Annotated in this window: 17 protein-coding genes; 10 read left to right on the plus strand and 7 right to left on the minus strand. The window is 42.9% G+C overall.

Annotated features, from left to right (window positions below; genetic code table 11):
• Nucleotides 1-2 precede the first annotated feature (2 nt).
• The 8 genes from J2Z66_RS10230 (at nucleotide 3) to J2Z66_RS10265 (ending at nucleotide 10,324) form a co-directional block, all read left to right on the plus strand.
• Nucleotides 3-1,337, plus strand: a complete 1,335-nt coding sequence (locus J2Z66_RS10230; protein ID WP_209971290.1) for a DegT/DnrJ/EryC1/StrS family aminotransferase — start codon at nucleotides 3-5, stop codon at nucleotides 1,335-1,337.
• Between the two features lie 82 nt (nucleotides 1,338-1,419).
• Entirely contained in the window at nucleotides 1,420-2,448 is a 1,029-nt protein-coding gene (locus J2Z66_RS10235; protein WP_245375429.1) for a Gfo/Idh/MocA family protein, read from the plus strand.
• Nucleotides 2,449-2,490: 42 nt separating this feature from the next.
• The gene (locus tag J2Z66_RS10240) at nucleotides 2,491-2,685 is read left to right on the plus strand and encodes a hypothetical protein (RefSeq protein ID WP_209971291.1); all 195 of its coding nucleotides are present in this window, start codon (nucleotides 2,491-2,493) and stop codon (nucleotides 2,683-2,685) included.
• A 232-nt stretch (nucleotides 2,686-2,917) separates the two neighbouring features.
• On the plus strand, nucleotides 2,918-4,015 hold the full coding sequence (locus tag J2Z66_RS10245) for an AbrB family protein (protein ID WP_209971292.1): 1,098 nt from the start codon (nucleotides 2,918-2,920) through the stop codon (nucleotides 4,013-4,015).
• Between the two features lie 478 nt (nucleotides 4,016-4,493).
• Nucleotides 4,494-8,039 carry an S-layer homology domain-containing protein gene (locus tag J2Z66_RS10250; protein WP_209971293.1) on the plus strand — a complete coding sequence of 1,182 codons (3,546 nt, stop codon included), beginning with the start codon at nucleotides 4,494-4,496 and terminating at the stop codon, nucleotides 8,037-8,039.
• Nucleotides 8,040-8,184: 145 nt separating this feature from the next.
• Entirely contained in the window at nucleotides 8,185-9,018 is an 834-nt protein-coding gene (locus J2Z66_RS10255; RefSeq protein ID WP_209971429.1) for a DUF72 domain-containing protein, read from the plus strand.
• A gap of 33 nt (nucleotides 9,019-9,051) precedes the next feature.
• A complete protein-coding gene (locus J2Z66_RS10260) occupies nucleotides 9,052-9,567 on the plus strand; it encodes a hypothetical protein (protein ID WP_209971294.1) in 516 nt (171 codons plus the stop codon).
• Between the two features lie 229 nt (nucleotides 9,568-9,796).
• Nucleotides 9,797-10,324 carry a hypothetical protein gene (locus J2Z66_RS10265; RefSeq protein ID WP_209971295.1) on the plus strand — a complete coding sequence of 176 codons (528 nt, stop codon included), beginning with the start codon at nucleotides 9,797-9,799 and terminating at the stop codon, nucleotides 10,322-10,324.
• A 90-nt stretch (nucleotides 10,325-10,414) separates the two neighbouring features.
• Here J2Z66_RS10265 and murC read toward each other — a convergent pair whose 3' ends face one another.
• Nucleotides 10,415-11,707 carry a UDP-N-acetylmuramate--L-alanine ligase gene (gene murC, locus J2Z66_RS10270; RefSeq protein ID WP_209971296.1) on the minus strand — a complete coding sequence of 431 codons (1,293 nt, stop codon included), beginning with the start codon at nucleotides 11,705-11,707 and terminating at the stop codon, nucleotides 10,415-10,417.
• 92 nt (nucleotides 11,708-11,799) lie between these two features.
• The gene (locus J2Z66_RS10275) at nucleotides 11,800-12,441 is read right to left on the minus strand and encodes a TetR/AcrR family transcriptional regulator (protein WP_209971297.1); all 642 of its coding nucleotides are present in this window, start codon (nucleotides 12,439-12,441) and stop codon (nucleotides 11,800-11,802) included.
• Nucleotides 12,442-12,650: 209 nt separating this feature from the next.
• Here J2Z66_RS10275 and J2Z66_RS10280 point away from each other — a divergent pair, with 209 nt between their 5' ends.
• Together J2Z66_RS10280 and J2Z66_RS10285 are read left to right on the plus strand one after the other, a co-directional pair.
• The gene (locus J2Z66_RS10280; RefSeq protein WP_209971298.1) at nucleotides 12,651-13,403 is read left to right on the plus strand and encodes an SDR family NAD(P)-dependent oxidoreductase; all 753 of its coding nucleotides are present in this window, start codon (nucleotides 12,651-12,653) and stop codon (nucleotides 13,401-13,403) included.
• Nucleotides 13,404-13,656: 253 nt separating this feature from the next.
• The gene (locus tag J2Z66_RS10285; RefSeq protein ID WP_209971299.1) at nucleotides 13,657-15,219 is read left to right on the plus strand and encodes a response regulator transcription factor; all 1,563 of its coding nucleotides are present in this window, start codon (nucleotides 13,657-13,659) and stop codon (nucleotides 15,217-15,219) included.
• A gap of 2 nt (nucleotides 15,220-15,221) precedes the next feature.
• On the opposite strand, the gene J2Z66_RS10290 is transcribed toward J2Z66_RS10285, so the two are convergent.
• From J2Z66_RS10290 to J2Z66_RS10310, 5 genes are all read right to left on the minus strand, one after another.
• A complete protein-coding gene (locus J2Z66_RS10290) occupies nucleotides 15,222-17,063 on the minus strand; it encodes a sensor histidine kinase (protein WP_209971300.1) in 1,842 nt (613 codons plus the stop codon).
• 126 nt (nucleotides 17,064-17,189) lie between these two features.
• The gene (locus J2Z66_RS10295; RefSeq protein ID WP_209971301.1) at nucleotides 17,190-18,923 is read right to left on the minus strand and encodes an extracellular solute-binding protein; all 1,734 of its coding nucleotides are present in this window, start codon (nucleotides 18,921-18,923) and stop codon (nucleotides 17,190-17,192) included.
• A 102-nt stretch (nucleotides 18,924-19,025) separates the two neighbouring features.
• Nucleotides 19,026-19,919 carry a carbohydrate ABC transporter permease gene (locus tag J2Z66_RS10300; RefSeq protein ID WP_209971302.1) on the minus strand — a complete coding sequence of 298 codons (894 nt, stop codon included), beginning with the start codon at nucleotides 19,917-19,919 and terminating at the stop codon, nucleotides 19,026-19,028.
• Nucleotides 19,920-19,943: 24 nt separating this feature from the next.
• On the minus strand, nucleotides 19,944-20,639 hold the full coding sequence (locus J2Z66_RS10305) for an ABC transporter permease subunit (RefSeq protein WP_312894480.1): 696 nt from the start codon (nucleotides 20,637-20,639) through the stop codon (nucleotides 19,944-19,946).
• Nucleotides 20,640-21,126: 487 nt separating this feature from the next.
• The gene (locus J2Z66_RS10310) at nucleotides 21,127-22,491 is read right to left on the minus strand and encodes an extracellular solute-binding protein (RefSeq protein WP_209971304.1); all 1,365 of its coding nucleotides are present in this window, start codon (nucleotides 22,489-22,491) and stop codon (nucleotides 21,127-21,129) included.
• Between the last annotated feature and the right edge of the window lie 465 nt (nucleotides 22,492-22,956).

A 22,956-nucleotide genomic window follows, 5' to 3' on the forward strand; every position in this document is an offset into this window, starting at 1 on the left:
TCATGATCAGTACGGAAAAGTTGGCTTTGTTTGGTGGAGCAAAAGCGGTAGAGCAGGTGGAAGCGGACTTATTTGCATGGCCGGTTATTACCGAGGAGGACGAATCCGCCGCATTGGAGGTGCTTCGTCACGGAGCAATGTCGGGTACGGATATAACGCAGCAGTTTGAGCTGGAATTCGCGCAATGGCTTAACATCGAGTATGCACTCGGCTTCAATAATGGAACGGCGGCCATTCATACCGCGATGTTCGGCTGCGGGGTTGGCGTCGGGGATGAGATCATTTGCCCAAGTGTAACGTACTGGGCATCCGCGCTGCAGGCTTTTTCCCTCGGGGCTACGGTCGTATTTGCAGATATTCACCCCACAACGCTTTGCCTGGATCCGGCAGATATCGAGCATCGCATAACGGAAAAGACAAAAGCGATTGTTGTCGTGCATTATTTGAGTCATCCCGCAGATATGGATCCTATCATCGAAATCGCAAGGAGATACAATCTCAAAGTTATAGAGGACGTGTCCCACGCGCAGGGAGGGTTGTATAAAGGTAGGCAATTGGGCACGATTGGCCATGTGGGAGCGATGTCCCTGATGACCGGTAAATCATTTGCAATCGGCGAAGCCGGGATGCTGGTTACGAAGGATAGGGACATCTACGATCGTGCAATCGCATTCGGTCATTATGAGAGATTCAACGATTCGATTGAAAATGAGGAATTGAAGTCATTCATAGGGCTCCCGCTCGGAGGATATAAGTATCGTATGCACCAGGTGAGCTCCGCTGTTGGGAGGGTTCAACTGAAATATTATGAACAAAGAATAGCAGAGATCGACAAGGCGATGAATTATTTTTGGAAGCAGCTTGAGGGGGTCCCTGGAATTCAGCCGCATAGACCAGTCCATCAGCCAGGGAGCACCAATGCAGGCTGGTATGCTGCACGGGGGTTATATCATGCTGAGCAGCTGGGAGGATTGTCTGTTACCCGGTTTTGTGAAGCGCTGGTGGCCGAGGGCATTTCGTGTGAGTCTGGCTGCAACCGGCCCCTTCATCTTCATCCCGTCTTTCATACAGCGGATATTTATGGACACGGTACACCAACCCGGTTGGCTAACACCGAGAGGGATCTTCTTCAGCCAGCGGGAAGCTTGCCGGTGGCAGAGCATATTTCGGAGCGCGTATTTTCCATTCCCTGGTTCAAGCAATTCCGGCCAGAAAGCATCGATAAGTATGTGCTTGCAATCCGCAAGGTGGTTGCTTGTCATAAGGAATTGCTGGAGAAGGATCCCGGTAATTCCCCTCAGCTGGGAGGTTGGCATTTTTTCAGTCATAAAGCTTGAACTTGAACAACCAAACAAGGCGCAGGCTAGGCTAATTAAGACTATTGAATATAAACAAAGTTACGCAAAGGGGGGGATTACGATGTCTAAGGGGAAATTTGCAGTCGTTGGCTGTCAACATTCACACATCACGATGTTTATTGAGGAAATGCAAGCGCTAGGCTATGAATGCGCAGGCATATATGAAAGGGATCCGATGCCGGTAGCTGCCGCTCTTGCTAAGACATACGGACTTCCCTTGTATACGCCTAGCGACTATGCCCAGCTTGAAATATGGCAGGACAAGACGGTGGGAATCGTGGGGAGTACGGCGATCAATAGTGAGAAAATCAACATCGTTGAGTTATGCGCCGTACACGGTAAGTCTATTATGCTGGATAAACCTGCAGCGATCGATCGTGATGGTTATAACAGACTGGCTGCTGTCATCGACAGCGGCAGCATCCAGGTGGGGATGCTGTTCACAGAAAGGGTGAATCCGGCTTTATATACACTGCAACGGCTTAACGCAGAGGGGCGGTTTGGACATATTGTTCATATGGCTTTTCGTAAACCGCATCGTTTGGCGGAGCTTCATCGTCCGGGCTGGTTTTTTGACAAGGCGTTAAACGGCGGTTTAGTCACGGATCTGCTGATCCACGATTTTGATACATTACGTTGGGTATTGGGACAGGAAATTAAATCGTCTAGTGGATATTTGGGCAAAAGCATTTTGCCGGAGCAAGCGACCTTCTATGATACGGTGAACCTTCAAACGGTTATGGAAGGCGGGATGGTGGCTCAGCTTTATGCGGATTGGCATACGCCGGATGCTTGCTGGGCCTGGGGCGACATGAGAATATTTATTACAGGGACAGAAGCTTCCGCCGAATTGAGGCTGTCAGGAGATCCGTTGATTTCCGACAAGGCGCTGCTCTTTCTCATCACGAATGAGGAGCCCTGGTCCGAGGTCCCCCTTGATGAAGTCCCTTATACCATTTGTGCTGATTTCATAGCACGTATCGACGGCCATGCCGGCCATAAAGCGGTAATTACGCATCAGGATATACTGGCTGCTACGAAAGCCGCTATTGATGCAGATGAAGCTGTCACAAGGATCAGGGGCTTCTGATGAGGAGCTTTTGATCAGGAGCAACGAATAGAGATTCGTAAAGTGGATGATGCATTTATGCTGGCTGGCGATAAGAACAGGCTTTTGAGCGCTGTATTCGAAGTGAAGAGTGGCCTTGATGCTTGGGAAAAGTTGCAAAAACCAGTTACTGTGACTTTCAAGCTCGATGTCTCCCTTTTGGGCAAAAAATCAGCGGGGGTTGTGGTTCTGCTGCTGCGTATACTTGAATCGCAATAAGTAGATATAGAACAGCTATGGAGGGAATAGCATAGGATCAGCAACTGGTGAGCGGTTGGAACCCTATAGCTGTTCCCTCTATTTGCGCCGGCAAAAAGTTCGGGTGCTTTACAGCGGTTAAGCGTAAGATTTTCTTGTGAATTTCATATTGTTCACTGGGTTGCAATCCTTGGATAACTGTCATATGCTTGAACGGTTGATATGATGAAGGAGTGCAGAGTATGATGCATTTATGAAAAATATAGGTCGTTTTTTAATGACACTCATTGCCGCTGTCGGCGGCATGCTTCTTTTTAAATGGCTTCACCTGCCGCTGCCCTGGCTTCTTGGCCCCATGTTCGCCAGTCTGCTCGGCTCGAACCTGTTGAAGGTCAGGTTTGTATGGCCCAGCGGTCTGCGCAATGCTGGTCTGCTCGTTGTTGGCTATACCATTGGCGCAGCGCTGACTGCAGATGAGCTGGGGAAAATGGCTGAGCAATTTCCATCCATGCTGCTTATGACACTGCTGCTAATGCTGCTATGCGCAGGAATTGCTTGGCTCATGGCCAAGCTGCTCGATATGGACTACCGTACAGCATTGCTCGCCTGCATTCCGGGAGGATTGTCGCAGGTATTGAAGATGGCAGAGGAGACGCAGGGTGTTAATTTGACAATGGTCACGCTCAATCAAGTCGTAAGGCTGATCATGATTTTTGCGCTTGTTCCGATGCTAGTGTTCAGCCCGCTCGTGGGTCAGGCGCAGCATGCAGTGGGAGAAGCATTATGGTTTCAGGTAGAGGCAGCCCATGGTGTTAGTCTAGGGCTTGACTGGTCTGCCTTGTTGATTTTTGCCGGAACCTGCATTGCGTGCGCCGTAGTAGGGGGAATCATACGGATGCCTACTCCGTATTTGCTTGGACCAGCTCTGGGTACGGCATTGCTGCAGCTTGCTGGTCTTGAAGGTCCGGTGCTGCCGGGCATAGTCATTAACGTCGCCCAATTGGCGATTGGCATTTATGTTGGTATGCTTTTGAAGCCGGAGCAATTGAAGCATGGCTGGCGTACTCTAGCTGTTGCTATTGGAAGCGGCCTGCTGCTTATTCTTGGCTCGCTTGGCCTTAGCTTGCTGCTCATCAGTACTCACCCAGTCGCACTTTCGACTGCCTTGCTGTGTCTCGCTCCTGGCGGGCTTGATCAGATGGGAATTATCGCTCAGGAAATCGATGCGGATATTTCAATGGTGGCCAGCTATCAGTTGTTTCGTATTCTGTTTATCCTGTTTATAGTCAGTCCTATTTTACAGAGGATAATTCGGCTCCCTAGGCGTTCCGTACCTTCTGATATAGAATGAAGAAAATAAAATTATTTTTGAATACTCTCTTCTATGGACGCTGAAAGGCGTCTTTTTTAATGATGTTACTGGAAAGTATATGGTTTGGTGGAAGCCTGGAGTAATGTTTTTGATTAATATAGTGCGGTTTTAAAGCAGTAAAGAGTTATAGTCTTAAAGCGTTAAATCGTTGGAGTTTTTGATTTATTAGATCTCTGAGGTGTTTCAATTGCTCATTATAGTCACTATCCCTTTGGCTCAGGGACATACGTCTGGTGGTTTTCTCTGTGAGATTTGCTTGCTCTGTGCTCTGCATCCTCTGATTTGAAAAAAAAGAATACTATTAAAACATATCCAAAATATCCCTATTTATTTTCCTGAATACCTAGTATAATGGTAGCGTTGTCTATGATCGCTAGGTACATAGTTGCATAGATAACAAGAAAGGTAGTTCGATAACTAGACTGCCTAATAATCAATTTTGGAGGAAAACTGGCGCATGAAGGTTGCAAAAAGGAATTTTTTGATTACGGTCATTGTTGTTCTGGCTCTGCTGTTAAATGTGGTCTCGCCAAGTATGACCGTGGATGCGGCAAATGTTGAGTTTAAGGATGTATCGAACTCCTATGCCAAGCAAGAGATTTATGATTTAGTAAAAGAAGGCATCGTATCCGGATATGAGGACGGTACATTTCAACCGGAGAAAGCGATGAGTCGGGCTGAGTTAGCTAAAATTATTGTTTTGTCTATGGGGCTTGAAGAGAACCCGGCTAAGGCAGCGGCTTTCTCCGATGTGAGTCCATCGAGCTGGTATCGCGGATATGTAGGCGCTCTGGTAGAATCGGGGATCACGCAAGGGACTTCCGGGAGCACTTTTGCTCCGGATGCGAAGGTGACGCGTGAGGAATTGGTTGTTTTCTTTATCCGCGCACTCGGCTTGGAGGCATTAGCAGGTAGGTTGGAAGTAGATAGTAAGCTTGCTGATATCCATACTGTGGCAGATTGGGCGCGGCAGCAAGTATCGCTTGCTTTTCAGATTGGTTTTGTGAATGGAATTGAGGATAAGGATGGAACGCTCAAGTTCAGTCCTAAGGAAAATGCCCAACGGCAGGCTTTGGCCAGGCTGGCCTATGAATTTAAGAAGAATCAGTCTAGTTATGTAGCTAAGGCTGAGGAGATTTCGGCTGATCCAGCAGGACCAGCTTCCACTAATGATGAAATTGTCTCGCTTAGTGCTGTAGATAATTCCACATTTGAAGTTGTATTTGCAAAAGATATTGCTGAAGTAAACAAGGAAGATTTCAAGTTTGATAACGGGCTGATTGTTAAAGCTGCAGCTTTAAAATCAGGCAGCAAGACGATTGTTGTGCTCCAGACAAGCGCTCAAACTTCAGGTGCGAAATACTCGCTTACATACAAAGGCAAGTCAAGCGGTAAAACAGTCAACGGTGCAGCTGCCATGTTTGGAGGCGGCGGTGGCGGTGGTGGTTGGGGCGGTACTGCTCCCGTCAATACCGTGCAGCAGCAGCTTGCCAGCGGGAATCCGCAAACGAGCGTTACGATTACTGCAGCAGGGACCTATGGACCTGCAAATGGTAAGATAACAGCGGTCGAGAAGTTGATTGTTGATTTGGGTAAATCGGGCGAGGTTACACTTCAGAACATCAACGCCGACTACCTTGAAGTTCGCTCTGATGAAGGTATTGTAATTAAATTGTTGAAGACTTTCATTACAGAATTAAAAGTAGATGCTAGTAACAAGGCACCCAATGTCAGAATAAATGCTGATGGCGCAAGCTGGACAGAAATGTTGCACATTTCGCGGCCGAATACGATTCTACATATAACTGGCAGTGGAAGAATCAACTTAATCAAGGTTGAAGAAGTGGCAGGAAACGCGAATGTTACAGTTGATAATTCAGGCAATGTTGGCTTTCTTGAAACGGATGCACATGTAAATTTGTATGGCGATGCGAGCTCTCTTGCAGGTATTCTGATTGTAGGCAACGGGACATTTCAGATGGATGAGGGCTTACAACAAATAGTGAAAGCGAAGGCAATTGAAAAGGCGAACCAAGCTGTTCAAACGGCGTTTGCTTCAGGCAATGGTGGTCCTGGTGGTGGTCCTATAATTACTGGGGAACCAGGAATCGTGATGAGTGTGGAGGGGAATGTCTATAGCGGAAAGGTTATGGAAGGTCCAGGAGAAGCTCCCAAGGATGTTGGAAAGGGAAGCAGTACTTCTATACCTTTAGTTCCTGATGAGGTAAACTCAGCTGTGATACCATCAGTAATGTTTGAAGAGATAGGCATTCCTGTAAAAGCAGCAGCCATTCTTGAAGCGGCTGGGGATGTAAAAAAAGAGAGCAGCTCGGAACAATTAATAGGCAGTAATTGGGTTGAAGGTGTTGTCAATGATGCTTTTGCCGATATTTATTTTAAGTTTGTGAATGCTGATATAGCAATGCATATTGCTTTTCAGTATGGAGCGGCGGAAAGTGACTTCAACTTTCTTTACTCATTTGAGTTATCCAAGGCGTACGTCTATGAATTAGCGGAAGATCTCGACAATGTAGGTCTGGAATTGCAGGAAGGTGATTCAGCAGCTTCAGTTACGAAACCAGTTAGGGTATGGTCGGGAAATCTTGGGATAGGATGGTATTCTACTCAACCGCGTTTTCTTTCTCAATTTACACCTTTTGATCGACCTGCCTTAGGTGAAGGGGATGTTGAGGCAGAGGTTATCGTAACGCTTTTCAAACACTCATACCAGGCAATAAAGAAGATGGCGATAACACTGAAGGAGTGGGACTCCAAGGTCGCCTATGTGGACAGCTTGCGTTCCGATCTTGTGCTTGTAGAGTTTGATCATCCGGTTGCCGCGCGAACCTTGAGTGAGTTTGGCTTCGATCATGGACTAGAAGTGAAGAAAATAACCCAATATCCTCAATTTCCTAAATTGGTGCTTTTAACGGTGGAAGGTCAGGAACCGGGAGTTGAATATCGTGCAGCTTTCAAAAATATGCCGACTGACATCACCTTTATTGGCAGAGAAGCAAATGCTTCAGCGTGTGACGAATCCACCTGCTCGATACCGCGTTGGGGGAAGATTCCGATACCCGGTGTGCCAGTACCTGGTTCTGTGAGTGGGAGGGTTGTAGATTCGTTTTACAAACCTCTTGCTGGTGCAACGGTGACTCTAACTGGAACAAATATTCAAAAGACTGTAGTGACTGACTACAAGGGTGACTTTGAGATTGCAGACGTATTACCAGAGATTAGCTACACAATAACGGCAACTAGTCAGGGATATTCCACACATGCCATACAGGACATTAAGATAGCTCCGGGTCAGCCCTTTGGCTTTATGATGTTAACGATCTATACAACGCCGAATCCAGTAAAAAACCTTCATGCTTTTCACAATAATGAATTTACACTCAATCTAATTTGGAACTATGAGTGGAATGGGGTTCCAAATAAGTATAGTGTAACTATGAACGGTGAGAAGATTAATGAAGTAGAAGCATCTGCTATAAATATTGATTCTTTACAACCAGGAAAAACTTACACGTTCTCTGTGGCAGCATGTAACGATCTGGGCTGTTCTGAACCTGTAGAGCTTACTTATACAATGCCTTTAGTGCTTCAAATTCATAGTATCACTCCTTTTAATTCAGCAACAGAACAGACTTATGAAGAGTTGAAACAGATAGAGAAAGGGACATACGTATGGCCTGCATCCTTGGAAGCCGCCGATGCTTTGTTAATTAAATTTAAAGATAATGACTATGTTTCCGGTTCCGTAAGTCCTCTATTAGCAGGTATATTAGACTATTCTCAGAAAAATATTCTGCTGCTTATTCAAGGAGTGCCAACTGACCCGATTATCATGCAGGATAAGGAGAATAATCTAATCATTAAGTTGGACAAGAAAACGAATGAAGCCAGTGTTTATTATTACATCATTGGTGGTTTGAAATATCAAATTGATTCCAAGCAATTTGATATATTAACGACTTCCTTCCAAATTTCAAAGGAATAGGCGAAAGAAATGAACACGGAGGCTTTCCCTGACCAGCTGCAAGGCTGGTGGGAAAGCTTCTATTTGTTTGATGGGACATAAAGTTGATCTGGGGCGGGGACGCAGTTACAATGAAGACAAATATAGCGCATGCGGGGTGAAAGCTATGATCTACATTGGACTAACCGGGTGGGGCGATCATGACTTGGGTGAAGCAGGCAGAGGCAAGCTCCCGGTATATGGCGCACATTTTCCTATTGTTGAGCTGGATAGCTCTTTTTATGCGGTTCAGCCGACCAAAAATTATGTAAAATGGAATGAGGAGACGCCGAGTGTTTTCGGTTTTGTGGTGAAGGCTTATCAGGGTATGACCGGGCATTTGCGGGGGGAGAATCCTTTTGATAATGAGGATCAGATGTTTGATGCTTTCAAGGGGTCGATTCGTCCGCTGCAGGAGGCTGGTAAGTTGAGAGCAGTTCTGTTTCAGTACCCGCCTTGGTTCGAATGCAGCAAGGAAAATGTGAATACGCTGAAGGTGGCGAAGGCAAGAATGAAGGATATTCCGCTTGCGCTGGAGTTTCGTCATCAGAGCTGGTTTGTTCCGGAAATGCGGGAGCGGACGCTGGCTTTTATGGAGAGCGAGGGATGGATTCACAGCATTTGTGATGAGCCGCAGGCTGGTGTCGGATCGGTGCCGATTGTGCTGCAGCAGACGCATCCGGAGCTGACGATAGTCCGTTTTCACGGGCGGAATGTGAGTGGCTGGAATCAGGGCGGGGCGGATAATTGGCGCGAGGTCCGTTATTTGTATCATTACAATAAAGAAGAGCTGCTGGAGTGGAAGGAGCGGCTTGAGCTGCTGCACAGTCAGGTGAAGGATATTTATGTAATATTCAACAACAACTCTGGTGGACATGCTGCAGGCAACGCTAAGGATTTAATGGAGATGCTGGGCCTAGATTATGAGGGGCTGGCGCCAAGGCAGCTGGATTTATTTTAAAAGGATAGCTGAAGATTGGAAGGAAAATACACCATGATAACGCATTGCAAACGCTGTATTAGTGATGAAGATTTTGCCAAAGTCAGCTTATTTGTTATGGTTAACAAACATGATCTGCACCTTTCATTTACCACTCTGGATATGCTTTCCCTGCTGTATACGTATGTGACACAGGGGCATTTGGTTCAGGCTACGGATGCTGATGAGCGGGTGATAGGTGCAGCGGCTTATTTTCATGGAACACAGGAACATGATTTTAAGGATAAAGAAATTGCTATTGTGGATATGGTCATTATTGACAAGGCTTATAGGGGGACGAGTCTTTTTGTGAAAGGATTCGGTCTTTTGGTTGATCAGATCATCGAGGCGCACCCAGAGGTGGAGGAGATAAGGTTTGTGGCCTTGTCGGAAAATACTTATGTAAGCAATTTATATGCAAAAATGGCTGAGTCCAGCTACACACGTGAAGGAAAAAGAGGAGAAGAAACCGTGTATTGTGGTAAAGTTCACAGTTTAAGGGGTTTCCTAGAAAGGCTCAAGAAGGTATAATTTTACTATAGGTAAAAAGACATACCAGCTTAGGAAGGATGTATGATCCAGATGGTTCCACAGCAACCAAACATACAAAAATCTTCCAATCAGGGTGGCTTTGGTAACTTAATATAGAAGAGGAGGTGTCTCTAATGATTCCACCAAAACCAGAGATCAAAAGGCCGGATAAAGGCGGATTGGGACAGTTTGTTATCGTTAATGATGCTTTAAGAGCACAAGCGAAATAATGTCCTTCGAATTTCGTCCTTGTACATTGGAAATGGACTATGAAGCGTACATTCAGTTTTTGCTCCGGCATCACAATGAGCTGAATTTGCCTTATTCATTTGCTATGAAGCTAGGCTTTATTGGCAGTCCATTGATTTTTGGAAAAGCTATGCTGGTTTTCAGTGAAGAACCCTACGAGATTGTAGGAGTGGTAGGCTTTGTATATGGCACTGGCGTTAACAGCTATGAGGATCGGCATATATGTCAAGTAGAGGTGGCCTTTATTCAGAAGGCTTACCAACGGACATCCTTGTTTATCCAAGGATTGAAGGCTCTCGTTGACTTGATTAAGGCCGATAATCCGAATGTTACGCAGGTACAGTTCTGGACCCCAGGGAGGGACGGCTATTTGGACAGGCTCTTTGCCAGGTTCAATACGCTGCCCGGTTCGTCGAGAACCATCGTGAACACATTGGCGCTACATAAGGTTGCGTTTATGGAATTGGAGTCGTATTGTCATCGTTGTATGGCGGCATGGCGGGAATAGAGGAGACGAAGCCAGTGTCTGTTGACCAAATCAAATAAGACTGCCCGAGAAATTTTCGGCAGTCTTATTTGATTTGCCTGGTACGTCAAATTAGGCTTCAAACAGGATATCTTGATATTTCTGAATATCTCCAGCACCCATAAACACTAGGACTGAATCTTCATATGATGACAGATCAGAAGTGACATTGTCTGAAATGAGGCGGGCATTTGGAATAAGTGCCTTTAGGCTTTCTATAGAAACACTTCCATTGTTTTCGCGTGGAGAGCCAAATATTTCGCAGAGAAATATTTCGTCGGCTTCTTTCAGGGAGAGGGCAAAGTCCTCTAATAGTTTTTCTAATCTACTGTAGGTATGAGGCTGAAAGATCCCGATTACCTTTTTTTGCGGAAATTTGCATCGTACTGCTTCAAGTGTTGCTCTTATTTCGGAGGGGTGATGCGCGTAATCATCTATCAACACATTGGAACGCCATTTTTTTTCGGTAAAACGCCGCTGTACACCTGCAAATGTAGCCATTTGCGCTTTTATTTGATCCATATTGTGGTCCAAGGCTAAAGCTACGCCAATAACAGCTAATGCATTTAAAACGTTATGCTTACCAAATGAGGGGATGCTAAAGCGGCTGATTAGCGTATTTTTATAATGCACATCAAAAGACAAGCCACTATTCTCAACATGCAGGTTAGAGGCCCGAAGCTCATTTTCCAATCCGAAGCCGTAATGTAAAGTTTCTATATGTGTCTGGAGCAGGCGTATTTGCGGATCATCCCCACATACCACCAGCAGCTTGCCCGTTAAAGAAGCCATTTCTTCGAAAGCGCGTCTAACATCATGAATATCAGAGAAATAATCAGGATGGTCAAAGTCAATATTCGTAATAACAGCTATATCAGGCTGATACGCAAGGAAATGCCGTCGATACTCACAGCTTTCAAACACAAATAATCGGGCATCCGGGTGACCGCTTCCAGTCCCATCTCCAATGAGGCTGCATGTAGGCTCAATCGCCTGAAGTGCATGAACCATCATGCCCGTTGTTGTAGTTTTTCCATGTGAACCTGTAATAGCAATGCTTGTATACCCTTTTAACGATTCCCCTAAAAAATGATGATACCGCCGAACAGGGATATTGAGCCGCTTACATTGGAGAATGGAAGGATGTTCATCGGAAAAGGCATTAGAAGCAATAACCGTCATCGCTGGTGACAGGGGCGCATTTCCAAACGAATACAAAGGAATGTTCCGGGAATCTAACGACTTCTGGGTAAAAAGAAAAGCTTCAACGTCCTCCCCCTGCACACTATGCCCCATGTCATGCAGATATTGAGCCACTGCACTCATGCCACTACCCTTAATCCCAATAAAATGATAACTATCCATAGCTACCTCCAGATGAAGTATTCTAAATATTATATGTCAGGTAAGTCATTGTGCTCATGCCTATATGATGATTATACGGAAATATATGTCCACTAGGCTTTTAGGTAATCAATAAGTATTTTCTTTAGGATTGCGAGCTGGTGGTCGGATTCTAAATCGGATTCAAGTAGCAAAATATTTTTTTGCAGTGACAGCTTTTTGGAAAAGAGGCCAAATGTGTTGACGATAGTCGTTAAGGTCTCCCTGATCGGTAGATCAGAACGAATGGACCCGTCCTCGATGCCATTTTGAATGATTTTGGAATATTCATTTGAAATCTTGCGGTTCAATGTATTGAAAATTGAAATATCCTCCAATGGATCCATGGAATGGGAGGTATAGCTTTCGAAATCCACCATAAATTTTATGCTTGGATTAGTATGATCTTCAATAAAGAAATCGAATAATTTTTCGAGCTTTTCCAGGCAAGTTAGGGGGAGTTCGGCGACACATTGAAAACGATGAAGCATCGGTTCGAGCAGCTGGGAGGCGATCGCAACGATCAGCTTTTCTTTTTTTGGGAAATAGCGAAATAGGGTAGCAATGCCGATGTTTGCTTCACTGGCCACATCCTGCATGGTACTTTTTTCGATTCCTTTTAGCGTAAACACTCTTTCCGCCGCTTCGAGAATCGTGAGCAGCCGAAGCTGCTTGCCGTCAGACCGTTCTTTCTCGTATCTTGTTTTCGGATCCATAGAGGCTGACCTTTCATCTTTTTGATTAGGTTTCCAATTTATTATATAGAGCGGTTAGTGCTAAAGCAAGAAGGGTTGAGTTCATCAAATCGTCGTGATATAATTTATATCGTAGTGATAGTTAAACTATCATATGAATATTTAGGTATACTCTTGGTTAACCTTCATGGATTAAGGAACTATCATATGATAACAAAGGAGGCAGGGATATGACTCGTCTTACTAATAAAGTGGCGATTATTACCGGAGCTGGAAGTGGTATGGGGCGTGAAGAAGCGCTTTTGTTCGCGAAAGAGGGCGCCAAGGTTGTGGCCACAGATATCAATGAAGCCGCGGTGCAAGCTATTGTGGAGGAAATTGAAGCTATAGGTGGTCAGGCTTCAGCCTATGCACACAATGTCGCTTCAGAGGAAGATTGGATTAAGGTTGTGGAGGATACAATTAAGACTTATGGCAAAGTGGATGTCTTGGTCAACAATGCCGGTATTTCTCTTGCAGCAGGACTGGTCGATACGACGATTGAACAATGGAATAAAGTAATAAATATTAACTTGACCAGCACCTTCCTCGGAATGAAGCATGTCATTCCCCATATGCAGGCAAACAATGGCGGCTCAATCGTCAATATTTCATCGATCGCGGGTCTGACCGGCAGCAGTGGAGCAGGCGCCTATACGGCTTCCAAAGGTGGTGTCCGTATGCTAAGCAAAGCGGCTGCAGTCGATTATGGCAAAGACCATATTCGTGTTAATTCGGTGCACCCAGGCTTTATAGAAACGCCGATGAGCTCGGAATTTGTAAATAATAAACAGATGCTGCAATGGTTTCTATCTCAGACGGCATTGCCGAGAGTCGGACGTGCATCGGAAGTGGCTGAAGCCGTCCTTTTCCTGGCTTCTGATGAATCTGCGTATATCACGGGGATCGAATTGCCTGTGGATGGTGGCGTTACAGCTAAATAAGGTCGGAACTGCGTGGTCGCCGCGGTGCCGTTCTTGATGATCGGTATAAGGAGTAGAGATCCCTTGGCAAGCCGAGAGGATCTTATTTGCCGTACACTAGGTTTCGATAGCGACAATCCCTCTGTTTCCTAGATCGGAACGACTAGTAATTAGTGCTAATATTCATAGTTTTTATCATATAAGTTACGATATAATATTTGTATAGTTAATAGGAGCGGGTACAACATGCACTTCCGGGGGAAGAGGGATAAAGATGTATAAAGTATTGATTGCGGATGATGAACCGTTAGTGATTCATGGCTTGAGTAAACAAATAGATTGGGAATCATTGAACATGGAAATAACGGGTACGGCGACAAACGGTCAGGATATACTTTCTATGCTTGCTCATAATCCAGCACATCTTCTCATAACCGATATCTGTATGCCGCGTATGGATGGACTTACATTAATCTCCAGAGCAAAGCTCATTAACCCCTCTTTGCGCTGCATCATCATTAGTGCTTTTAACGAATTTGAATATGTTAAAAAGGCTCTGCAAATGGGTGTAGAGAACTATTTGTTAAAGCCTATTAATCAAAGCGAACTTTTCGATACGTTATCAAAAACCTTGGAAAATCTGGTACATGATCAAATGGTGGTTTCCGTAGAATCCTTAGATATATTGGCTTTTCGTACTAACATTTTGGACCGTTGGGTAAATGGTACCATTCAGGATTTCGAATTGTTTGAAAGGGCAGATTTGCTCCAAATCAACCTCTCCGCCCCAGACTATACGGTTTGTGTGCTAGATGTGATTCATCTGAAGCAAATGGAATTGAAATACAAATTTTCGTCTTTATTATTTGAAATTTGCCGTGACATTCTATGCCCATCCTTTAGTGGAGAATGTTTTATTGATGCTAGCTCCAGAGTTGTGATTATTTGGCATGGAGAATCCCGTGGGTTGATTCAAGATGAACTCGGTTCTTACCTGTTTAAAATATTTGAAGAAGCTAATAGTAAGGGGATAAAGGTTTTCTCTGCTGTCAGCCCCATAATAAATACTTTCGCAAGCGTTAGTTCCGGCTACGCATCTGCGATAGCGTTCCTTGATTACCATTTTGTTGATCCTGCTGCTACCACCGTTTTTTGCAAAGATTTCCTCGATCCTCAGTGTGTGTCGCTCGCTGAAACTCATACGATACTCATGCAGTTCACTGAGGCTTTGAAAGAAGGAAAACTTCAACAGGCGCAGTTAATTGCCGAAAAATATTTCCTGATTTATTCTGGTTACCCCTTTCCGGAGATGCGAAGCGGCATTCTGCCATTGGTGCTATCTCTTATTCGAGCAATGATTGAATCGGGGCGATTATCTGATCCGCTTTCCGCTGAAGTCACAAAACAGCTTTCGAACTTTGCGAGAATAGACTCAACGGATAGTCTGGAAAAATGGTTATCACGAACCATTGATGATTCAATCCATGTGATTCGTGAGCGGAAGGGGGCATTACATATATTGGTTCATCTCACGTTAGAGCTGGTGAACAATAAGTACGATACGGAGCTTTCCCTGAAAACACTCGCTACTAGTTTTAATGTGAGTTCGGCTTACCTTGGGCAGCTTTTTAAAGAAGAAACGGATAAGTACTTCAATGATTATCTCATGCAGGTACGCTTGCAGGCATCGAGGGTCTTGCTATTGGAATCGAACCTCAAAATAGGTGAGATCGTACGCCGGATCGGGATCCCTAACCAAAGTTATTTCAATCGCGTGTTTAAGAAAATGTATGGCATTTCGCCCATGGAGTTTCGTCGGCAAGACCTGAACAAGTAGTCCTATAAATCGCCATGATTTTTGATCGTGCTGAGATTGCGATCCAGCTCTTCGCAAGTCATGGCTTTGATCCGGACAATGACCCGCGTCTCGCAGTTTTCCTCACTCTCAAGCCAAAGACCGTAGGGATTGCCATATACAAGGTAAATCCGCTCATGCACATTAGATAATCCATAACTGGATTCGGTCTTGGAATCAACAGCTTTAAGAAGGTTCTGTATGTGTTCGAGACGGCTTTTATTCATTCCCAACCCGTTGTCTTCAAAGATAAAACAAATATCACCGTCCTGCAGGAAGCCACGGATTATAAATCGGTTGCTCTCATTGTTATCGCGGATTCCATGGACAAAATAGTTTTCTATAATCGGCTGAAGCAGATTTTTTGGGATACCATATTCCATCATCTGTGGTTCAATATTGATTTCATACTCTAAATTGCTGGCATAACGCAGAGAAAGTATGCTTAAGTACATGCCGCACATGTTTATTTCCTTGCGAATGGTAATGAATGTATGATCTCTGACTATGCTGCGGTACAGGTGTGCTAGAAGCATAATCATCTCTGCTACATCGTTGTTACCATCATCAATAGCTTTTATGCGAATGGCCTCCAATGTGTTATACAAAAAATGCGGATTGATGCCGGCCTGCAGGGCATTCAGCTCGGCATTTTTTTTTCTGATTTCATTGATATATTCTCGGTTTATGGTTGCCTGAAGCTCATCGCACATCGAATTAAATCGCGCTACAATTTCAGTAAATTCATCATTTCCAACATATATCGGAATCCGATAAGATAAATTATTGGAACTTACGCGCTTCATTCCTAAGATCACCGCATTCACACGTCGGGAAACGAAGGTTCCGGCTATAGAATAAAGTATGGCGCAGACGAATGCCATAGCAGTGAAGACTCCATAAATCAGGAATCGGATACTAGCATTTTTTTGATCAATCTCCGCTTTTGGAACGAGGTTAGCGGCAATATAATTTCGATTCTCATTTGCAATAGTTTGGATATAATACGGTTTATCATTGATGGATGCCGAATGAACACCCGATTGCAATAATTTTAACAGGGGGAATGTTACACGCCCATATTGCGAGTTGGAATCTAGAATGATTTCACCGTTATTTGTCACGATAACAAACCGTCCCTGTGTTTTTCCGTTGTACTCCTGAAGTATAGCTTCCAATGCCTGAGTGTTATAGGTAACAAGGAGCTGTCCTGCATTGCGGTTAATTTCTTTGGTTCCTAGTGTTCCCGATATCCCATAAACTTTCTGTGATAGAGAACCACTTTCGATGTTTTGCGTTCCGAATATGTATCGGCCTGCAGTCTTCTGCTTTAGTTGATTGAAAAAAGGAAAATCTTCGCCTACCCGATCAATAAACTTATTGTTGCTATTATACACATACTGAATGTCGGTCAAGGTTTTATAGATCAGAATCAAAGAAATATCTCTATCTTGAACAGCAATATCCTGCATGACTTTCACGATTTTCTGTTTGGTAAATGGATCATTCTCATATTTATCATCGGATGTCGATTCCAACATCATACTGAGGGCATTATGTGTTTCTGCTGAATCATATAGCGTATAAACAAGATTGGAAAAATTGTCATGCTTTCTATTATAGAAACTGAATACGGCACTCAGCGCATCCCTGCTCTGCTGAAGTTGTTTCACTGTGTCCAGCTCTGATGCATAACGGCTCGCTAAAAATGCCAATAAATAAGCAACCAGCAAAAAAATCAACGTATTGTACAGCATAAGACGATTATAAAAACGAAGACGGAACAAATTGCGTAAATTGTAGGGGATATCTCTTAATAATTTCATCTTGACTCATCCTTTTGATCTGAATCAGTAAGTAAAACATATTCATTTTCTGTACAGATAAACTAATACAGGTTAAAGCAGGCTGCGCAAATGCGAACCTGCTTCTTAGGAACTTTAAACATATATTTATTTGGTGTAATTCTTCTCAAGCTCCCGGGCAATTTTCCAGTTCTCGTTGGTAGCATCAATTATTTTCTGGAGACCTATCTCATTTGACTTTTTCACCATATCATCAATATACTCTTGAAATTCTGCATCGTTTTTAGCAAAGATAGCGAGCCATGAATTGGTCTTAACGACATCGCCGATTCTGGTTTTCAAAGCTTCCAGATCATTAGTGAGAGGCGGAACCAATTTCTCCGCAGGATTCACTGTCACGAATAAGTCCTCGGCTTTCACCATTTCGACTGCTGACTTATAACCGGTTATGGACTGCCAATCTTTCAATAGATTGCTCGGTTGACGATTCAGGGTTGTATCCCAGTACTGATAGCTAATGGTCTGATGGGTTGAAGGATCGATAACAGCGCCTGTAAGTGCAGCGCTATTGAATAATGAGGAGGCATCCGATAGTTTTCCACCACCCGGCATATCTTTTTTGTTGTCAATAATGTCCCAGCCTGCGTCTGTTATAGCAGCTTGACCCTCAGCGTCAACATCCCATAAGACACCTTTGGGTCCATTATATAAAAGCTGATTACCTTCTAAGGAATAAATGAAATCTAGAAATTTCAATGCTGCTTCGAGATTTTTGGTCGATTTGCTTATCCCATACGGATAGGGATCGCCAAGTGAATTATCAGTCGTGATCCGTATTTTGTTTTCCTTAGTGAATACAGGTTGTAAACCTATTGGGGGATTTGCATTGGCATGTTCAGGAGTATTGAAATTAGCTGCCCACCAAGCCCAAGGTGAGAATAACACCCTGCCATTTTTAAGCTTCTCTGTTGCATTAGCGAAGTTCTGAGTCAATGAGTCTGGATCTAAAAGTCCCATTTGATTAGCCGTATAATAAAATTTCAAAAAACGAAGATATTCACTGCCTGGCGCAAAAATACTCGTAAGCTCACCTGTAGCTATATTCTCCCCTACAAATGGTAATATAGCAGGATCACCTGTATTAATGCCATTAACTGAATAATTAGCTAATCGCATCGAGGTTGTGTCCCAGTCCTTCCATAAACTGAAGCCGTACACCTTTTGTCCGTCCTTGTTCTTAGGCTCTAAGTCCTGCATTTTTTTCAGTAAGGGCAGGTAGTCTTCGAATTTTTCCAAGACGGGCATACCAAGCTGCTTGTAAAGATCCCAACGAATGTAGGGTGAATTGTTTAAGTCATTACCTAGAGGATAGGGACCTATAAAGGATGGAACAAGATAGGCATTCCCGGTACCGTTGCTGAAGGCATCACGATAATATTTGAGTCCTGCTTGAGCGTATTTTGCAACGTTGGGCAACTTATCCATATGCTCATCAAGGTTCACCAGCAAGCCTGCATCAACTGCATCTACAAATTGTTTTTGACTAAAAAAACGAACGATATCTGGCAATTCTCCGCCGGCCATAAGTGCTTGTAGCTTTAGCCCCGCTTGGTCGCCTGTTGGAATCATTTCAAATTGTACGCCTACCTTTTCCTTGAGAATATCAGCCCACCAGCCTTGAAACGTCCCTGAAAATTGGCCTCCATCCGCGAACCCCTGTAAAGTCACAACTTCCGCGTGGGTAGGTGCAGTTGTTCCATTTGTTGCAGGGCTCGATGTGGTTGTTGCTGATTTTGAGCAGCTGCTGAAAACGACCGCCATGGTCAACACCATCGCGACAATGGAGAATTTGTGGAATTTGCCAATTGTTCTTTTTTTCATTGTTTCTTTCCTCCCTAGGTTTCGTTATATATTTGTAATTAGCGTCAGAAATCTGCCGTAATAATTACCGAACCCATTGAAATTGTTCAAATCATAAGAATGTCACCCTTTTACGGCACCGAGTAAGATACCTTTAATGAAAAATCGCTGCAGGAACGGATATACTAACATAATGGGCAGAACTACAACGATGGAAATAGTCATTCGAATGGAGATTGGGGTTAATTCAAATGGATTGACGCTAGGATGTGTCGATGTTTTTAATGCTTCTGCTATGACATTGACTTGATTCAGATATTGATATAACAAAAATTGGAGTGTAAAGAGCTTGGATGATCTTATAAGGAACAGGGTATCCATAAAGGAATTCCACTGTGCTACGCTTGCAAACACAGCAATTGTAGCCAATATCGGTGCTGATAATGGCAAAATAATTTTACTAAAGCGAACCATATAACCTGCACCATCAATCTGAGCCGATTCTTCTAAGGAGGCGGGGAGTGACTCTACGTAGGTCTTGAATAGGATCACGTAGAAACCAGATACAACGGTTGGAAGGATATACGCCCAAAAGTTGTTGATCATGCCTAAGTTTTTCATCATAATGAACCATGGAATGATGCCTGCATTAAAGTACAAGCTTATGATAACAAACCGATACCAAAACTTGCGCATCCAATATTCTTTTCTGGAATATGCATATCCAAGAAAAGCAGAACCGATCAATGTCAGAAGTGTTCCAATGATGGTACGGGAAATAGAGATAAACGCCGCTTGACCTAGTCCTGGAAGACTGAAAATCTCAGCATAATTTTTCAGATGAATGCCTTTAGGAATGAGTAATATTTTACCTGTAGCTGCCAAATAATTATCACTGATAGTGTTAATAAACATATAATAGAATGGGAATATACAGATTAATGTAAATAATATGAAAAATCCAATGTTTATGATATTAAAGATAGTACTGCCAACGGTTCTTTTTTCGCGAATCATGGTAGCTGCCACATCCTATATAATTTAGATAATCGATTCTTTACGTATAATCTTGGACATTCCATTCGCAAATAACAACAATGCCACACTAACCACTGTTTTCAGAATACTTACCACGGTAGCATATGAAATTCCGTTCCCAACAATCCCCTGATTAAAGACGTAGAGATCTAGCACCTCGATATTCTCTTTATTTAATGGATTTTGGAATACAAAATATTGATCAAACCCATTGTTTATAAAATTGGCAATTTGCAACAGAAGAAGCACAAAATATGTAGGTAATAAACCAGGAACCGTGATATGCCAGATCTTGTGGAACCTTCCAGCGCCGTCTACCGTAGCAGCTTCATACATCTCAGGATCTATGGAAGCGATTGCAGCCAAATAAATAATAGCGCCCCATCCTAGTCCTTTCCAAGTGGAATAAGCCAACATAGTTAACCAGACATGATCATTAGAGGCGAGAAAATTGATTTCGGTATCCATCACATGTGTTGCTACCAATAAACGATTAATAAATCCGTCTCCCACGGAGAACATCGCAAATGCCAATGAATATACCAGAACCCAGCTGATAAAATTAGGTAGAGTAGTTAATGTCTGTACAAGACCTTTTAAACGTTTCGCTTTAACCTCCATTAGAAATATCGCGAAGATCGCTGGTAGCGGGGATGTCAGTATTCCGAGAAAACTCATGGCAAATGTATTCTTCAACACACGAAAGATCTCTTCCAACAAGTAATGACTACTCACCAATTCGATAAAATGTTTAAAACCAACAAATGTCGTGTTTTGTAATTTCATTCCAGCACGATAATCGTAAAGTGAATAGATCCATCCATACAAGGGAAGATATGAAAACATGAACAATAATACCAAAAACGGTAAGGTTAGCAGAAAAAGACGAAAACCTTGTTTTTGTGAACTTGCTGTTAATTTAGCCTTTGCTGTTTGTGAAGTTATTGTTACCTTGGCTATAATAATCTACTCCTTTATAATAATGAAGAATGCGGTTACATATTTGTGTCTTCACTCCCCTTAACGTAAGTTTTTTAACTTGCAAGCTTATAATACAAAAATAGTATCAACAGGTATATAATAAAAATTTTGATTATTAATACTATTTATAAGTTGTTTTGAATTTGTAAAAAAAAGAATTCGATATGGCGATTAACCAAATAGAATCCTTTAATATCGTCTAGCTTTATAATAAATGTTCTAATTTCACACACATTTCATCTTCACTTTCCATTTTTGACAAAAGAAATTTTAGCTGCTGTCGAATCGTTACTATCGATTGGACGTTCAAATTCAAATCTTTATGATAGCGAAAGGTTGGAATAATCTCACGATACAGATTAAAGCGGGAGGGACGGTTCAAGTGATCTCCACTTTTTTGTTGAGCGATTTTTTTGAGGCTCGGAATATTTAATGTCTTATTTCTGATGATCGTTTGTGCTTTTTCAGAAGTGAGAAACTGCACTAATAAATTTGCCGCCTCTTTATTTTCAGAGTTTTTATTTAGGGCCATGCCAATGCATAACAATAATGTTAGTGGTTCGGAAAAGAAAGGCAAAGGGGCTATATCATAGTTCAAGGAGGAGTCTCTAAACAGATCCAAACCAAAATAAGAGGTTATGGTCATGGAGATTTTCCCTTGAAGGAAAAGCATATTAGCATCTGAATTATTTTCCGAAAAGAAAGGGGGAATTAAAGAAGAGTTAAGGATTAAATCACGATAAAATGCGAAGCTCTCCATAATCTTCGTACCGTATATCTTATACGTACCTGAAGGCTCCCGCTCAAATTTAATCCCGCTTTGAATCTGAAATATCGGCCAGCGGTTTTCGGATAACGCATGAAAATATAAGCCATATCGTTCATTGTCCTTGGATAACAAAGAAGCGTAATGCATTAAATCTTTCCAAGTCCAGTCGCTATCCGGCTCTGGCAGACCCGCTTCTGTAAAGTGATCTTTGTTATAACAAAGTATGATAGGTGAAAAGGTTAGTGGTTGCGCGTAACATGTATCACCCTCGATAAATGGTTCATAAAGGAAAGGGGATATATCCTGACGAACGGGAAGAGGTTCTAAAAAGTCCAACTCCTCAGTTTCGACGATTTTTTGAAAATCCAAATAATTCAACATGAAAGTATCTATTTTGTTGGATTTAATGTGTTTTTTGATGGAAGCATGGTCATAGGGTTCAAATGAAGTTGTATTTACCTCGATATGTGAATAAAGGCTGCTGAATTCTGCAATAAGCTCTTCAAGAACTATATTATGATCGGGACTATACCCTAAAGTAATTGTTACTTTTTTTTGGCTGTCTACCTCTTTTACCATACTGCCAACTCTGTGAATTTTAATAATAAGTCCTTCCTCTTGAAGCATATCCAATCCTTTAGCTACCGACTTGCTGCTCAGACTGTATTGTTCAACCAGTGCATTTTCCGAAGGCAGGTAAGTGCCAGGGGGGTACTTGTTGGCAATAATATCATCCTTCAATGATTTAACCATTTCCTCTAGACGATTCCTGAACGTTGTGCGGCTTGGTTTGTTACTCATATGAAATCTCCTTAACATAGTAATCCAATCAAAACATGTTGATGAGCGAGACTATCAATGTCCACCAACAACGATATTAATTCTACCGTATATCTTATGTGATTTCAAGCAGGAATGTAGAATCCTTATTATGTCATAGCCTTACTAAGCTCGTATACCAAGTATAAGAGTGTGTTTATTTATTGGATTCACATCGAAACCTTATATTGACAATAGCTGTAGTGTATCTTAATATGTACTGTAGATAGGATGTAGTAACTCGAAAAGGGACTGGTTGTTGCATGGTTTGTGCAGCGCGATGATCTTTTTTATATGTCAATATACTGTAGTAAATCGCTATTACAGTACGAGAAAATTAATATCGCGATATTGAAAGCGGATTCATTTTGTTTTCAGGTAAATTAGCCAGTTGGATGACGAAATGAAGAAAGCAGTGTATGAGAGGAGGGATTCATATGTGACGCC

The organism is Paenibacillus eucommiae, from assembly GCF_017874215.1.
In the GTDB taxonomy this organism is placed as follows: domain Bacteria; phylum Bacillota; class Bacilli; order Paenibacillales; family NBRC-103111; genus Paenibacillus_AI; species Paenibacillus_AI eucommiae.